Below are 13838 nucleotides of genomic sequence, written 5' to 3'. Positions count from 1 at the left end.
CGAGGGCGTCAACACGAAAACCAAACTGATCAAACGACAAATGTATGGCCGCGCCAGCTTCCGACTCCTCCGCCACCGCATCCTCCTGGCCTAGCAACGCGGCTACCACCGGAAGTGAGCCAGAGCCGATTTTTGGGTGTTTCCGGCCTGATTCGCTGAGCGTTGCTCAGCGGGAAGGTGCTGTGATGGCGACACTTGATGCCGTGACGAGGAAGAAGAGCTCGGTCGAGGCTTCGGCCGAGGAGTTGGCCGCCCAGGAGTTGGTGCGGATGGCCAAGGAACAGGGTCTGTCGTTGACCGGTCCGAACGGACTGCTCAAACAGTTCACCAAGACCGTCCTCGAGACCGCGTTGAACGAGGAGATGACCGAACACCTCGGCTTCGACAAGGGCGGAGCTCCCGCAGATCGGGACTCGACCAATGTGCGTAACGGGACACGTTCGAAGACGGTGTTGACCGAGGCGACCGGGCAGGTGCAGATCGAGGTGCCTCGGGATCGGGACGGGTCTTTCGAGCCGCAGATTGTGAAGAAACGTCAACGACGCCTGTCCGGGGTGGACGAGGTCGTGTTGTCGTTGTATGCGAAAGGCCTTACCACTGGGGAGATTTCGGCGCATTTCGCCGAGATCTATGGTGCCTCGGTGTCGAAGGAGACGGTGTCGCGGATCACCGACAAGGTGGTCGCGGAGATGCAGGAATGGTCGGCCCGGCCGCTGGACGAAATCTATGTGGCCGTGTTCATCGACGCCATCGTCGTCAAGGTAAGGGACGGTCAGGTCGCGAACCGTCCGATCTACGCCGCGATCGGGGTCACGGTCGACGGCGAGAAGGACATCCTCGGGTTGTGGGCCGGCACCGGTGGTGAGGGCGCCAAGTTCTGGCTGGCCGTGCTCACCGATATCCGCAACCGCGGGGTCAAGGATGTGTTCTTCCTGGTCTGCGATGGATTGAAAGGGCTGCCCGACGCGGTCGGGAACGTGTGGCCGTTGGCGACGGTGCAGACCTGCATCATTCATCTGATTCGGAATACGTTCCGGCTGGCGGGCCGTCAGGATTGGGACGCGTTGCGTCGGGATGTGAAACCGATCTACACCGCGGTCAATGCCGCCGCGGCCCGGACGGCACTGGATGAACTCACCGAGAAGTGGGGACCCAAATATGCTGCGATCACGCGTCTTTGGGAGAACGCGTGGGAGGAATTCATTCCTTTCCTCGACTACGACGTCGAGATACGCCGGGTGATCTGCTCGACGAACGCCATAGAATCCTTGAACGCGCGTTACCGGCGGGCGATCAAGGCGCGTGGTCATTTCCCCACCGAGCAAGCCGCGCTGAAATGCCTGTATCTGGTGACCCGGTCACTGGATCCGACCGGGGCGGGTCGGGCACGATGGACCATGCGCTGGAAACCAGCCCTGAATGCGTTCGCGATCACCTTCGCCGACCGCTGGCCCGACGCCCAAACCTACTGAGAGAAACCGCCGGAAACACCCTTGGCGATACAGACCCCATTTATGCATCAGTGGTGGAAACTTATTCGGTCAGTGAGAAAGTGTGGACGGTCGATGCCTACATCGGGAGGTTTCCCTGATGCTGGCCCGCAAACCGGCCGGGATCGGACGGTAGCCGCCGGTCAGGAATCGGCGGACGTGGACGCTCGTGGCGGAGGTGCGTGATGGTCCGTCGGGTCGGCTCGGCACCGAGGGACTGTTCCCTCGGTCGGGTCAGGCGGGCCGGGGTGCGTACATGATGACGGCGACGCCGATCAGGCACAGGGCGGCACCGGCGAGGTCGTAGCGGTCGGGACGGAATCCGTCCAAGGCCATTGCCCACAGCAGTGATCCGGCGACGAAGACGCCGCCGTAGGCGGCGAGGATGCGCCCGAAGTGCGCGTCCGGTTGCAGGGTGGCGACGAACCCGTACAGCCCGAGCGCGATGACACCGGCGCCGATCCATACCCAGCCGCGGTGTTCGCGCACGCCTTGCCAGACCAGCCACGCACCGCCGATCTCGGCGACGGCAGCCAGGACGAACAACAGGATCGAACGCGCAACGGTCATGACCGGCGAGCCTACGAAAGCGAGGTCACCGCGTCGCGGCGGTGGGTGGCGCAGCCGCATCCAGCGTTGGCGCACCCGCCGGGATCGGTGGTGCCGGACTCGGTGGCACAGCCGGTGCGACGGGCGCGGGTCCGCGACCAGATCAGTCCGGCCACACCGATCGCGAGCAGGGCGAATCCGAGGGGTTCGAGCCACGACAGGCTCACCAGCAGTGTCCCGCTGCCGAGCAGCCCGGCGGCGATCAGGATCGGGGCCAGGCAGCACGCCACACACAGGGTCGCGCCGAGCCCGATCGGTGCCCACCAGCGGCGCGCGGTCTTGCCCTGTTCAGCAGCCACAACGGCCTCCTTCGGTGATCGTGGTGGGGTGTGTGTCGAAGGGCACCGGGCAGCAAGGGCTTTCGCTGCATGCGAGCAGGTCGTCGCATCCAGCGGCCAGCGCGGCGCGCAAGGTGTCGCGCACTGCGGTCAGTTCGACGAGTTCGGCGTCGACCTCGGCGAGTTTGGCGGTGGCGCGGGCCTGCAACCCGGCATCGGCCCGGCGATGCCCGAACCGGGTGGCTTCGAGTAACTCCGCGACCTCTTCGAGGGTGAACCCGAGTCGCTGGGCGGCTTTGATCACCCGCAACACCGACAGTGCCTGCTCCGGATACATCCGATGCCCGCCCAGGGATCGGTCCGGTTCGGCGAGCAGCCCACGCCGTTCGTAGTAGCGCAATGTCTGGGCGTTCACCCCGGCCGCCGCGGCCAGTTCACCGCTGCGCATCCCGGTCATCGACCGGCCCCGGCGAGCGCGGCACGGGCGCGTTCGGTGAGGGCGTCGAGAACCTCGACGTAGGCGACGGGTGCCTCGATCCGCATCACCGTCCCGGCCGGGGTGTCCTCGAAGGTGAAGGTGAAGAACGAACAGCAGGTCGACTCCCGCGCGGCGAGATCGCGCCCGACCGGCTCGGCGTCGGAGGTGTCGATGAGTGTCAACTCCAGGCGCGTGGAATCAGCGCGGCGGGCGGTGCGCACGGAGTCGGCGAAGAACGCGTCGAATTCGGCCAGCCGTGTCGGGCGTTGCACGGTCGGTAGCGTGCACGCCGAGAGGTTCATCATCAGATCGGAATGATCGTCGGTGGTCATGAATTCACGGTAAGCCTGTACCCACGTACCGGATGCAACCCCGAATTTGTGGGCGGCCACCGGCCCGGCCGGGATCGGTCCTCGGCTGAGCGCCCTCGGCGAGGTCGACCTGCCGGGCGGTTGTGCCTGGCTGTGCCCGAAAGGGCGTTCACTCGGTGTTTGCTTGCGATGTAGTTCGACAACTGTCAATATCGATCCATGTCTAAGTCGCAGTTCGCGATCACGCCGGTGCAGGAGTGCGCGCCGTCCCCGGTGGTGCGCCCACCGCTCTCGGCCGAGGCCGCCGTGCCGCTGGCCGCGGTGTTCAAGGCGTTGTCGGATCCGGTGAGGTTGCGGGTATTGAGCGCGGTGGCCAGCCGCGCCGACCACGAAGCGTGCGTGTGCGACCTGTCCGAGGGCATCGATGTGACCCAGCCGACGATCTCGCACCACCTGAAGGTGCTGCGCGAAGCGGGACTGCTCAGCAGTGAACGCCGCGCGTCGTGGGTGTACTACCGGGTCGAGCCCGCCGTCTTGCAGCAATTGTCGGCGTTCCTGGCCGACACCGCGCCGGACAGTGACCGATGAGCGGGTTGGCGCGGCGGTTGGTCGCGGAGTTCGTGGGCAGTGCGTTGCTGGTCGCGGTGGTCGTCGGTTCGGGGATCGCCGCCGAGCAACTTTCCCCCGGGAATACGGGTTTGCAGTTGCTGGAGAATTCGACCGCGACGGTGTTCGGTCTGGGCGTGCTGATTCTGGTGTTCGGCCCGGTGTCGGGTGCGCATTTCAACCCTGTTGTCTCGCTGGCGGATTGGTGGATCGGACGTCGCCGCGGCACCGGCCTCGGCGGCGGCGAGGTGCTGGCCTACATCGGCGCGCAGGTCGCCGGGTGTTCGGCCGGGGCGGTGTTGGCCAATGTGATGTTCGAGGTCGGCGCGTTCCAGGTCTCCACCCATGACCGGGTCACCGATGGTCATCTGGTCGGTGAGGTGGTGGCCACGGCGGGGTTGCTGGCGGTGATCTTCGCGCTGGCGCGCACGGGCCGCGCGGCGATGTCGGCGGCGGCGGTGGGGGCCTATATCGGTGCGGCGTACTGGTTCACCAGTTCGACCTCTTTCGCCAATCCGGCGGTCACGGTGGGCCGGATGTTCTCCGACACCTTCGCCGGTATCGCGCCGGGCTCGGTACCGGCCTTCGTCGGCGCGCAGGTCCTGGGCGCGGTGCTGGGGTTGGGGTTGATCGTGTGGCTGTATCCCGGCAGCGCCGCGACCGCGGACAACGTCGTGGTTCCCCACGACAACCCCGAGCCCGAAAAGCTCTCTCGAGTCTGAAAGGAACACCCTCACATGGCATCCAAACCCAGTGTGTTGTTCGTCTGCGTCCACAACGCCGGACGCTCGCAGATGGCCGCCGGTTTCCTGGCGCATCTGGCCGGGGAGGCGATCGAGGTCCGCTCGGCGGGCAGCGCCCCGGCCGAATCGTTGAATCCCGCCGCCGTCGCGGCGATGAGCGAAGTCGGGATAGATATCACCACCCAGTTCCCGAAGATCCTCACCTACGACGCGGTGGAGACCTCCGATGTGGTGATCACCATGGGTTGCGGCGACACCTGCCCGGTGCTGCCCGGGGTGAGCTACCGCGACTGGCAACTCGAGGACCCGGCAGGCAAAGGTGTCGAATCGGTACGCCCGATCCGCGACGATATCCGCGCACGCGTCGAAGCTCTCATCGCCGAACTGCTGCCCACCCACGCCTGAACGAGGGAGTCGTTGTGCCGACCGTAGAGATCTTCGAACCCGCGCTGTGTTGCAACACCGGTGTGTGCGGCCCCGACCTCGACCAGGCCCTGGTGGAATTCTCCGCCGACATGGACTGGGCGCGCAGGCAAGGCGCAGCGGTGACCCGCTACAACCTCGCCGGTGACCCGATGGCGTTCGCCACCAGCGACACCGCACGTGCGTTCCTGGAAGTCGCTGGCTCGGAGGGACTTCCCCTCGTGGTCGTGGACGGCGTCACCGCATTGACCGGCCGCTACCCGACCCGCGCCCAGCTCGCGGGCTGGGCAGGGCTGGTGGCCGTCGAGTCGGCAAGCGAGGCTGTGGTCGCCCCGGCAGGCATTGCGCTGCTGGGGTTGTCCGAGACCCAGGGCTGTCAACCCGACAGCGGCTGTTGCTGAGCGCCGTGGCCGCACCCGGATTCCTCACCGACGCACCCCGATTCCTGCTGTTCACCGGCAAAGGCGGGGTCGGGAAGACCTCCGTGGCGTGCGCGTCCGCGGTGGCACTGGCCCGCCGTGGGCGCCGCGTGCTGCTGGTCAGCACCGACCCCGCCGCGAACCTCGGACACGTCTTCGGACGCACAGTCGGAGCGAGGTTGACCGCGCTGGAATCTGTGCCCGGACTGTCGCTGCTCGAGATCGACCCCGCACAGACCGCCGACGCCTACCGCGAGCGCATCATCGCACCGGTCCGGGATCTGCTGCCCGCCAAAGAGATCGCGACCATCACCGAGCAGCTGTCGGGGTCGTGCACCACCGAGATCGCCGCGTTCAATGAATTCACGAGCCTGCTCAGCGACGGCGACAACGGTTTCGATCATGTTGTGTTCGACACCGCGCCCACCGGCCACACCATCCGGTTACTGCGGCTGCCCGGCGCGTGGACCGAATTCCTCGACACGGGCAAGGGCGATGCCTCCTGCCTGGGTCCGCTGTCTGGCCTGGACAAACATCGTGCCGCTTACGCGGTCGCGGTCGCGGCTCTACAGGACCCGGCCCGCAGCCGCCTGGTGCTCGTGGCCCGGGCCCAGACCTCGACGCTGACCGAACTCGACCGCACCGCGAACGAACTCGCCGCCACCGGCATCACTGGCCGCTACCTGGTCCTCAACGCTGTGCTGCCCGACACCGGCGCAGATGATTCGCTCGCTGCCGCGCTCTATGCTCGCGAGCAAGCCGCGATCGAGGCGATGCCCGCATCACTGGCCGAATTGCCTTGTGACCGTATCGAACTCGCCCCGGGCGATATCGTCGGCGTCGACGCGCTCGAGGGCTTGTTCACCGCCCGCCCCGAACCGGTGCCCGCAGCAGATATAGAGGGGGCGACTGTGCTGGACGCGCCCTTGGCGGGCCTGGTCGACGAGATCGAACCGGACGGGCACGGGTTGATCCTGTGCATGGGCAAGGGCGGTGTCGGCAAGACCACGATCGCCACCGCGCTCGCGGTCGCACTCGCTACCCGCGGGCACCAGGTGCATCTGACCACCACCGATCCCGCCGCACATCTGCACACCACGCTTCCCGAGGCCGTGGCGAATCTCGAGGTCTCCCGGATCGACCCGGCCGAGGCGACCGAAACCTACCGGCAACGGGTGCTGGCCACCAAGGGCGCGAACCTCGACACCCAAGGGCAGGCGGCACTGGCCGAGGATCTGCGATCACCGTGCATCGAGGAAGTAGCGGTGTTCCAAGCCTTTTCCCGTGTCGTGGCCGAATCCCGTCGCCGGTTCGTCATCGTCGATACCGCGCCCACCGGACATACACTGCTGCTGCTGGACGCGACAGGCTCCTACCATCGCGAAGTGGCCCGGCAGATGGGTGAGCATCAGGTGTTCACCACACCGTTGATGCGGTTGCAGGATCCGGCCCAGACCAAGATCGTGCTCGTCACCCTCGCCGAGACAACCCCGGTGCTGGAAGCCGCCGAACTCCAAGCCGACCTGCAACGCGCGGGCATCACCCCGTGGGCGTGGGTGATCAACAACTGTGTCGCCGCAGCCGGTCCGACCACACCGCTGTTGCGTCACCGCGCCGTCGGGGAAAGCGACGAAATCCACACCGTCGCCACCCGATACGCCACCCGCCTGGCCGTCGTCGGTGCCCGCACCCAGGACCCGACCGGGGTCGCGGCATTGACCGAACTCCTCGGCGCCAGCGACCTCTCCACCTCGGTGTAGGCCGTGGCTGGCGCGGGGCTTTTGCAGGTCCACTCGAACACCGGCCCGAGTAGGCATTAGTTGAATACTCCCCCGCGATCGGGACCAAGCCGATCACGGCCACGATTGTCCCGGCCGTCCCGCTGATCACGGCCAGGCCGATCACGATCAGCCGAAAATCGGGCGGATATGGCGTAGCGCCTGGCAGCTGATCCGCACGACGATGGGTCGGAAACGACCGACCCACGCGCGCCACGCCTCGGAGTGATGGAGGGCGTCATCGAGGTCACGGCTGGAGCAGGTGCCCGAAGATGGCGGTACCGAGCCGGTGGGCATCGGGCAGGCCTGCCACGACGCCACCGATGCCCGGGTTAGCCTGCGCCCAGGATCAGGCGCTGTCGTGATCGGGGAAGAAATTCAGGTAGTTGCAGCAGGTATCCGCCGAAGGACCGGGCGCGTTCTGCCCGCCGACGAACACGGCAACGGTCGCCGGAGTCGCGGTCAACTGCTGATCAGCAAGGGTGATGGTGATCGGCTGCCCCGTGTCGGGGGCGGTGGACTCGATCGTGATGTCGACCTCGAGCATGGCGGCGATGCCCAACGCGTCGATGGCGCACATCGCGTAGACGCTCACACCGTCGTCGAGGTGGACTCGATGCGCGGTCGCCGTGGCCGAGAACGGGTACGCCACAACGATCGCACCCGAGCCATCGAGGCGGATCACGTCGGCCTCGTGGAGCCTGCCCAACAACTGCGCGACCGAGACGCCCGCTCCGAGGGAGGTGGCGAGTTCGTCGGTGGTGGGTGCTCGACCGGTGGAAGCGAAGCCCCGCAGGATCGCGTGATAAAGGGCCTTTTCGGCCGGGTCGGCGGGCCGGGCGCGGCCACGCCACGCGGTCAAGGACTCGATGGCCGATTCCCCGGCCGGGCCGCACAGCACGCCGGTGCCGGTTCGTCGGCATCCTCGGATACCGGTGTGGTGGAGGCCAGTGCTTGCCGAAGCGCCGCGACCGAGGGAGCGCCCTCGATACCGCCGCTGGTGCGGTAGAGCCGACACGAAACACTCGCAAGTTGTCCGGGCACCGCGAACGGGTCCCTGCCCTCGACCAGCAGAGTGGGTGAGCCGGTCATGCCGGCCTCGGCAGCCTGGTCGACGTCATCGATGACACGATGGACGATATCGATCTCGATGCCGGTTCCGGCGATGGCTCGGCGCAGCCGTTGTTCGAGCACGGCCACATTCGGGCAATCGGTGACCTGCAAAATCTCCAGCTTCACGGGGCGTCCTCCTGGTGCAGGGCGCACAGGATCGGGCACGAGCGCTGCCCGCGGGGGAGCTCGCAGGTGTCTACCAGTGCACTGAGTGACTGCCGCATTCGCTGCAAAGCCGAGATCCGTTGCGCCAGTTGATCGATACGCGCCTTCGCCAGGGCGCGTGCGGTCTCGCAGTCCTCCGGACCGCCGTCGGCCAGATGCAGCAGATCACCGATTTCCTCGAGGCTGAATCCGAGTTCCTGGGCGCGTTTGACGAACCGCACCACCGCGACCGCCTCGTCCGGATAACTGCGATAGCCCGCAGCCGAGCGGGGCGGCCGCTCCAGCAGGCCGCGGCCTTCGTAGTACCGCAGGGTTTGCGTGTTCACGCCTGCCCGCGCGGCCAGCTCACCGGTACGCATACCCACATTCTCAACCCGGTACCCGACTACCGGGTCAACCCCCAGCTCCACAACGCGACCTGCCGCCAGCGCAGATCACGACTGCGATTCGTCAGCGGGCCCCTACGGCTAGGCCCATTCGGTTCTTTCGGCGGTGAGGACCCAGATCCCGCTGTGCCGTATCCGCCCGATTCTCGGCGACCTCTTACACCGGGAGTGTGGGTCAGGAGACGGTGGTGATGTCGAGTTCGACGAGCAGGCGGCGGACACGCTCCTCGATTTCGTCGCGGATCGGGCGCACCGAGGCGAGATCGGCTCCGGCGGGGTCTTCGAGTACCCATTCCTCGTAGCGGCGGCCCGGATACACCGGGCAGGCGTCACCGCAGCCCATGGTGATGATCACGTCGGCGGCTTGGACGATCTCCTCGGTCCACGGTTTGGGGAATTCGGCGGTGATGTCGATACCGACTTCGGTCATCGCCGCGACCGCGGCCGGGTTGATCTCCTCGCCGGGTTCCGAACCTCCCGACCAGGCGACTGCCTGATCCCCGGCCAGGTGGGTGAAGTACCCGAGTGCCATCTGTGAGCGTCCCGCGTTGTGGGTGCACAGGAACAGCACTGTCGGTTTGCTGTCGACGATCTTGCCCTCCACGCGTGCCAGCGCGCGTAGGCGTTGGCGGGCGAACCGTTCGGCGAGCAGGGGGAGGAAGTTGATCACCGTCGCGCGTCCGGCGAACTGATCGTAGGAGGAGTGCAGGAACCGTTCGATGGTCTCGATTCCGAAGGTGTCGGCGAACTCGGTCTGCAATCGCGTGGCAGCGGTCTTGAGCGCCAATTTCTGGTCGATGGACAAGTCTTCGCGCGCGTAGGCGGCCGGGGCTACGGGGCTTTTGGGCATGGCGAACTCCAGTTGTTCGACGAGTGAGGCTATTTCGGGGTGGATCGGCTCAGGGGGTAGTGGGATCGGTGGCCGGGGTGATGGTGACCGCGATGCGGTCGATGCGTTGACGGATCTGGTCCAGGGCGAGGTCGAACGCGGCATCGGTACCGGCGGGCACCGGATCCGGGATCGACCAGTGCAGACGGTCGATGTCGGCGGGCAGTTCCTCATGGGCGTTGTCGCACACCGCGATCACCAGGTCACCCGGACGCACCAGACCCTCGACCGCACGCGGCCGTTGGGGTCGCAGCGCGATCCTGTGGCGGCGCGCGGCGGCTACCGCGCCGGGATGCACCCGCTCGGCGGGATGGGTGCCGGCCGAGGTGGCGGGGACCTCGCTGCATTGCGTCCAGGCGGCCACCGCCAACTGTGAGCGGGCGGTATTGCGGCTGCACACGAAAACCACTCGCTGCGCCGCGATCACGCTGCGCGGCAGCAGATGTCCTCCGAAATCGGTCACCAGACGCAGGTAGCTGCGACGGCGATCACCTTCGGAGCGTTCCTTGCGTACCAATCCCGCGCGTTCGAGGACCAGTACGTGATGGGCCAGCAGGTTCGTCGGGATCGCCAAACGCGCGCACAGCTCCGAGGACGCCATGTCACCGGTGGCCAACGCGTCCACGATCTGCACCCTCGTGACGTCGGCGAGGGCGGCGTGCACCTCGGCGCGCCGCTCCACCGACCATAATTCCTCAGTAGTCATTGACTCAATAATCACTGATCTAATATCGTGGGTCAAGCGCAACGGAGTGAACGGCAAAGACGACTCGGGATCGAGTCGCCGCACCCGAACCGACCCGAGCGCACGCACCCCTGCGGAGCATTACTCCGAAATCCGCAGGGCCTCAACCTCAACCTCAATCGACGGCCGCTGATCTCGCAGGGATCAGCGCTTGTCGATCGACCGTCGCTGCTTTCCCAGCGCTGTCGCACCCGAATTCCACGATCCAGAGTTCTGTCCCACGAGATTCAGCCGGTCGCGGCTGACATCGGACCGACCAGGAAGGCCCACTCGACATGGCTATCCGTCAGGCCAGACGCCTGCATGTTCTCGCACTCGGCATCCTCACCACGCTGACCCTGACCGCGTGCGGAGGCGACAAACCCGAATCCGAGGTCCCGCTGTCGGGGCCGGTGGTGATCGACGGGTCGAGCACCGTCGAGCCGCTCTCGGTAGCCGCGGGCAAGCTGTTCACCGCCGAGCACCCCGAGGTCCGGGTCGAGGTCACCGCCTCCGGCACCGGCGGCGGGTTCAAGAAGTTCTGCGCCGGGCAGATCGACCTCTCCGACGCCTCACGCCCGATGAGCGCCGCCGAATCCACACAGTGCGGGCAACACGGGGTGATATTCAGCGCGTTGCAGGTGGCCAACGACGCACTCACCGTCGTGGTCCACAAGGACAACACCTGGGCCAAATGCCTGACCGTCGAACAGCTGAAGAAGATGTGGGAGCCGAGCTCGACGGTCAAGAACTGGAACGAGATCGACCCCTCCTTCCCGAACGAGCCGCTGAGTCTGTACGGCGCCGGGTCGGAGTCGGGGACCTTCGACTACTTCACCCAGGTCATCAACGGAAAAGAAGGTGCCAGCCGCACCGACTACCGCGCCAGCGAGGACGACAACCTCACCGTCGAGGGCGTCGCCAGCGCCAAGGGAGCCCTCGGCTACTTCGGCTACTCCTACTTCGAGGAGCACACCGACACACTGCGCGCGGTCGAGATCAACAGCGGCAAGGGCTGCATCGCACCGTCGGTCCCCACCGCCCAGGACGGCAGCTACAAGCCCTTGGCCCGTCCACTGTTCATCTACCTCACCGACACCGCGCTCGAGAAGCCGCAGGTGGCGAAATTCGCCGAGTTCTACATCAACAACAACACCAAGATCATCGAGGCGGCCGGGTTCATACCGATGACCAGCCCACAGATCTCCCAAGCCCGCGCGGAACTGGCCGACATCATGGAAACCGCCGGACAGTAACCCAACTCCGTCCACAGCCCCGCCTCGACTGCACCTCGGGGCGGACGTCGTGTCCCGCATGGTCGGCCCGCCCTATCAGCGGTCTGGTCGAGCATGCCTCCATGGAGAATGATCTCGAACGAAAGGACTTCGGAGCTGTGAGCCCGAAACCAGCAGTGCTGTTCGTCTGCGTGAAGAACGGTGGCAAATCCCAAATGGCCGCCGGGCTGATGCGTAAGGCCGCAGGCAAACAGGTCGACACCTACTCCGCAGGCACCAGACCCGGCACCGCACTCAACGAACTCTCGATACAGGCGCTACAAGAAGTCGGCATCGACCTGAGCCAGGAAAGCCCGAAACCGATCGATCCGCACATACTGCGGTCGGTCGACCTCGTGATCACCCTCGGCAGCGAAGCCCACGTCGAACCCGTCGAGGGCGTGCGAATCCGCAACTGGGACACTGACGAACCCTCCGAACGCGGCATCGAAGGCATCCAACGTATGCGCCTGGTCCGCGACGACATCGCCATTCGCGTCCAGAATCTGCTCGCCGAACTCACCGCACCCGCCCGACCAGGCTCGCTCCCCGAAAAGCAATAGAAACAGTGATGGGCGAGGAGCCTTGCCCAAGTCAGCGGTTCGGGTTTGTCCAGCGCTGGCTCGAAGGCCCTGTGGCGAACGCGTTCGCCATGTTGTGAGCAGTACAAAGCCGTCTGCCACACCAGCTCGGGGAACTAAGGGCGGCACAGACGACGATCTCGACGCGATCTACGACTTGGCCGAGAACGTTCGCCACGAACGGCAGCGCCTTGCGCAGGAACGCGAGAACAACTCCCCGGGATGTTACGAAATTCCTCGCGCGCCGTGGATGCGCCGCGACGACTGACCTGGCCGCACCATTGGTCGACGGCCCGTCAACGCGTACCACCAATGGCTGCGACGGCTCGTCGCCAGCTCGACGGGTAACGGATGTTGGCGGGCCGAATGCCGCCACAGACAGCTCCCCAACTCGCCGCGCTGGCAAGTTCGCGACGAGAACGGGATTCCGCCTACCCTGCCGAGCCGTCGGCTGATCAAACTTGCACAGGCCCAATGCGGCCAACCCCCGAGGGACGCGGTCGATGGCCAGCCGACGTCCGTTGGACCGGGCAGCTACACCATTCTGAACTGAGCTGGAATTGATTCATCAACGCGTCAGGCTGGCGCGGGTCGGACCGCCTGGTGGAACTCCCATGCGTCGCTGATGATGGTCGTCAGGTCGAGGTGTTGGGGTTTCCACCCGAGTTCGTGATGGGCTTTCTCGCTGGAGGCGATGCAGATCGCGGGGTCGCCGGGGCGTCGGCCCTGGGTGTGTACGGGGAAGTCGGCTCCGGTGACTTCCCGGACGGTGTCGAGGACTTGGCGGTTGGTGAAGCCGTTGCCGTTGCCGAGGTTGTAGATCTCGTGGCGACCGGGTCGGGTGGCTTGCAGCGCGAGCAGATGGGCGCTGGCGAGGTCGGCGACGTGGATGTAGTCCCGGACGCATGTGCCGTCGCTGGTGGGGTAGTCCTCGCCGTAGAGGGTGAAGTGGTCACGTTCTCCGCTGGCGGCTTGCAGCAGGATCGGGATCAGGTGTGATTCGGGGTCGTGGCGTTCGCCGAGGTGGGTTCCCTCGGGGGTGAGGACGGCTCCGGAGGCGTTGAAGTAGCGCAGCGATGCCGCGCCCAGGTTGGTCGCACCGCATTCTCCGGCGATGAGGTGGTCGACGGTGGCTTTGGTGGCCGCATACGGGTTGGCGGGCCGGACTTCGGCGGTTTCATCGAAGACGGTAGTCCCGTCGCCGGTGTACATGCTGCCGGTGGAGGAGAAGATCAGTCGTGGTGTCGCGGCGGTGCGGATGGCGCGCAGCAGGGCGAGGCTGCCTTCGATGTTGTTGGCCCAGTACTTTTCGGGGTCGCGGACCGATTCGGCTACTTCGATGCTGGCCGCGAAGTGTAATACGCCGTCGAAACCTGCGGTGGGGGTGAGGATGTCGGCTACGTCGTGGACTCGCATGTGGTGGAAGGTCGCGGCGGCGGGCAGGTTGGTGGCGTGGCCGGTGGACAGGTCGTCGATGATCTCGACTTCGTGTCCGGCAGTGAGGAGTTGGTGGGTGACGACCGATCCGATGTAGCCGGCGCCGCCGGTGACGAGCAGCTTCACAGGTGTGG

Annotated in this window: 18 protein-coding genes; 8 read left to right on the top strand and 10 right to left on the bottom strand. The window is 66.1% G+C overall.

All coding sequences use genetic code 11. From position 1 onward, the window contains the following. The first annotated feature begins 182 nt into the window (after positions 1-182). Entirely contained in the window at positions 183-1472 is a 1290-nt protein-coding gene (locus JZ792_RS32805) for an IS256 family transposase (RefSeq protein ID WP_216916777.1), read from the top strand. Between the two features lie 252 nt (positions 1473-1724). Here JZ792_RS32805 and JZ792_RS32800 read toward each other — a convergent pair whose 3' ends face one another. The 4 genes from JZ792_RS32800 to JZ792_RS32785 are packed head-to-tail and all read right to left on the bottom strand — an operon-like array spanning position 1725 to position 3187. Then, on the bottom strand, positions 1725-2060 hold the full coding sequence (locus tag JZ792_RS32800; protein WP_216916775.1) for a YnfA family protein: 336 nt from the start codon (positions 2058-2060) through the stop codon (positions 1725-1727). A gap of 11 nt (positions 2061-2071) precedes the next feature. Beyond that, the gene (locus JZ792_RS32795) at positions 2072-2398 is read right to left on the bottom strand and encodes a hypothetical protein (protein ID WP_216916774.1); all 327 of its coding nucleotides are present in this window, start codon (positions 2396-2398) and stop codon (positions 2072-2074) included. Next, positions 2388-2834: a MerR family transcriptional regulator gene (locus JZ792_RS32790; RefSeq protein WP_216916773.1), complete on the bottom strand. Its 447-nt coding sequence runs from the start codon at positions 2832-2834 to the stop codon at positions 2388-2390. Before JZ792_RS32790 ends, JZ792_RS32795 begins: the two co-directional genes overlap by 11 nt. After that, complete coding sequence (locus JZ792_RS32785) at positions 2831-3187, bottom strand: hypothetical protein (protein WP_216916772.1); 357 nt, start codon at positions 3185-3187, stop codon at positions 2831-2833. The genes JZ792_RS32790 and JZ792_RS32785 overlap by 4 nt, the downstream gene beginning before the upstream one ends. 198 nt (positions 3188-3385) lie before the next feature. Here JZ792_RS32785 and JZ792_RS32780 point away from each other — a divergent pair, with 198 nt between their 5' ends. From JZ792_RS32780 to arsA, 5 genes are read left to right on the top strand one after another with little or no spacing between them, the layout of a single operon-like run. Beyond that, positions 3386-3754 (top strand): ArsR/SmtB family transcription factor, encoded by a 369-nt coding sequence (locus JZ792_RS32780; protein ID WP_216916771.1) that lies wholly within the window; start codon positions 3386-3388, stop codon positions 3752-3754. Then, a complete protein-coding gene (locus JZ792_RS32775; RefSeq protein ID WP_216916770.1) occupies positions 3751-4494 on the top strand; it encodes an aquaporin in 744 nt (247 codons plus the stop codon). Before JZ792_RS32780 ends, JZ792_RS32775 begins: the two co-directional genes overlap by 4 nt. Positions 4495-4509: 15 nt before the next feature. Continuing rightward, positions 4510-4920: an arsenate reductase ArsC gene (locus tag JZ792_RS32770; protein ID WP_216916769.1), complete on the top strand. Its 411-nt coding sequence runs from the start codon at positions 4510-4512 to the stop codon at positions 4918-4920. A 14-nt stretch (positions 4921-4934) separates the two neighbouring features. Next, on the top strand, positions 4935-5339 hold the full coding sequence (gene arsD, locus JZ792_RS32765; protein WP_216916768.1) for an arsenite efflux transporter metallochaperone ArsD: 405 nt from the start codon (positions 4935-4937) through the stop codon (positions 5337-5339). Between the two features lie 5 nt (positions 5340-5344). Continuing rightward, complete coding sequence (gene arsA / locus JZ792_RS32760; RefSeq protein WP_216916767.1) at positions 5345-7117, top strand: arsenical pump-driving ATPase; 1773 nt, start codon at positions 5345-5347, stop codon at positions 7115-7117. A gap of 367 nt (positions 7118-7484) precedes the next feature. On the opposite strand, the gene JZ792_RS43590 is transcribed toward arsA, so the two are convergent. From JZ792_RS43590 to JZ792_RS32740, 5 genes are all read right to left on the bottom strand, one after another. Next, positions 7485-7997, bottom strand: coding sequence for an alkylmercury lyase family protein (locus JZ792_RS43590; protein WP_438804416.1), 513 nt, complete (start codon positions 7995-7997; stop codon positions 7485-7487). Next, positions 7994-8374 carry a thioredoxin domain-containing protein gene (locus JZ792_RS42375; RefSeq protein ID WP_308165548.1) on the bottom strand — a complete coding sequence of 127 codons (381 nt, stop codon included), beginning with the start codon at positions 8372-8374 and terminating at the stop codon, positions 7994-7996. The genes JZ792_RS43590 and JZ792_RS42375 overlap by 4 nt, the downstream gene beginning before the upstream one ends. Next, on the bottom strand, positions 8371-8772 hold the full coding sequence (locus JZ792_RS32750; RefSeq protein WP_216916766.1) for a MerR family transcriptional regulator: 402 nt from the start codon (positions 8770-8772) through the stop codon (positions 8371-8373). The genes JZ792_RS42375 and JZ792_RS32750 overlap by 4 nt, the downstream gene beginning before the upstream one ends. Before the next feature lie 202 nt (positions 8773-8974). Further along, positions 8975-9649: an arsenate reductase ArsC gene (locus JZ792_RS32745; protein WP_216916765.1), complete on the bottom strand. Its 675-nt coding sequence runs from the start codon at positions 9647-9649 to the stop codon at positions 8975-8977. Between the two features lie 49 nt (positions 9650-9698). Next, positions 9699-10394: an arsenate reductase/protein-tyrosine-phosphatase family protein gene (locus JZ792_RS32740; protein WP_216916764.1), complete on the bottom strand. Its 696-nt coding sequence runs from the start codon at positions 10392-10394 to the stop codon at positions 9699-9701. A 314-nt stretch (positions 10395-10708) separates the two neighbouring features. Here JZ792_RS32740 and JZ792_RS32735 point away from each other — a divergent pair, with 314 nt between their 5' ends. Beyond that, positions 10709-11668, top strand: coding sequence for a PstS family phosphate ABC transporter substrate-binding protein (locus JZ792_RS32735; RefSeq protein ID WP_216916763.1), 960 nt, complete (start codon positions 10709-10711; stop codon positions 11666-11668). A gap of 101 nt (positions 11669-11769) precedes the next feature. Further along, on the top strand, positions 11770-12249 hold the full coding sequence (locus JZ792_RS32730) for an arsenate-mycothiol transferase ArsC (RefSeq protein ID WP_216916762.1): 480 nt from the start codon (positions 11770-11772) through the stop codon (positions 12247-12249). A gap of 594 nt (positions 12250-12843) precedes the next feature. On the opposite strand, the gene galE is transcribed toward JZ792_RS32730, so the two are convergent. After that, positions 12844-13830, bottom strand: a complete 987-nt coding sequence (gene galE / locus JZ792_RS32725; RefSeq protein ID WP_216916761.1) for a UDP-glucose 4-epimerase GalE — start codon at positions 13828-13830, stop codon at positions 12844-12846. Positions 13831-13838 lie beyond the last annotated feature (8 nt).

Origin of the sequence: Nocardia noduli (genome assembly GCF_019038455.1) — a bacterium.
Taxonomy (GTDB): Bacteria; Actinomycetota; Actinomycetes; order Mycobacteriales; family Mycobacteriaceae; genus Nocardia; species Nocardia noduli.
Note: the sequence above shows the minus strand (reverse complement) of the source record. Positions and strands in the feature narration are given on the sequence as shown.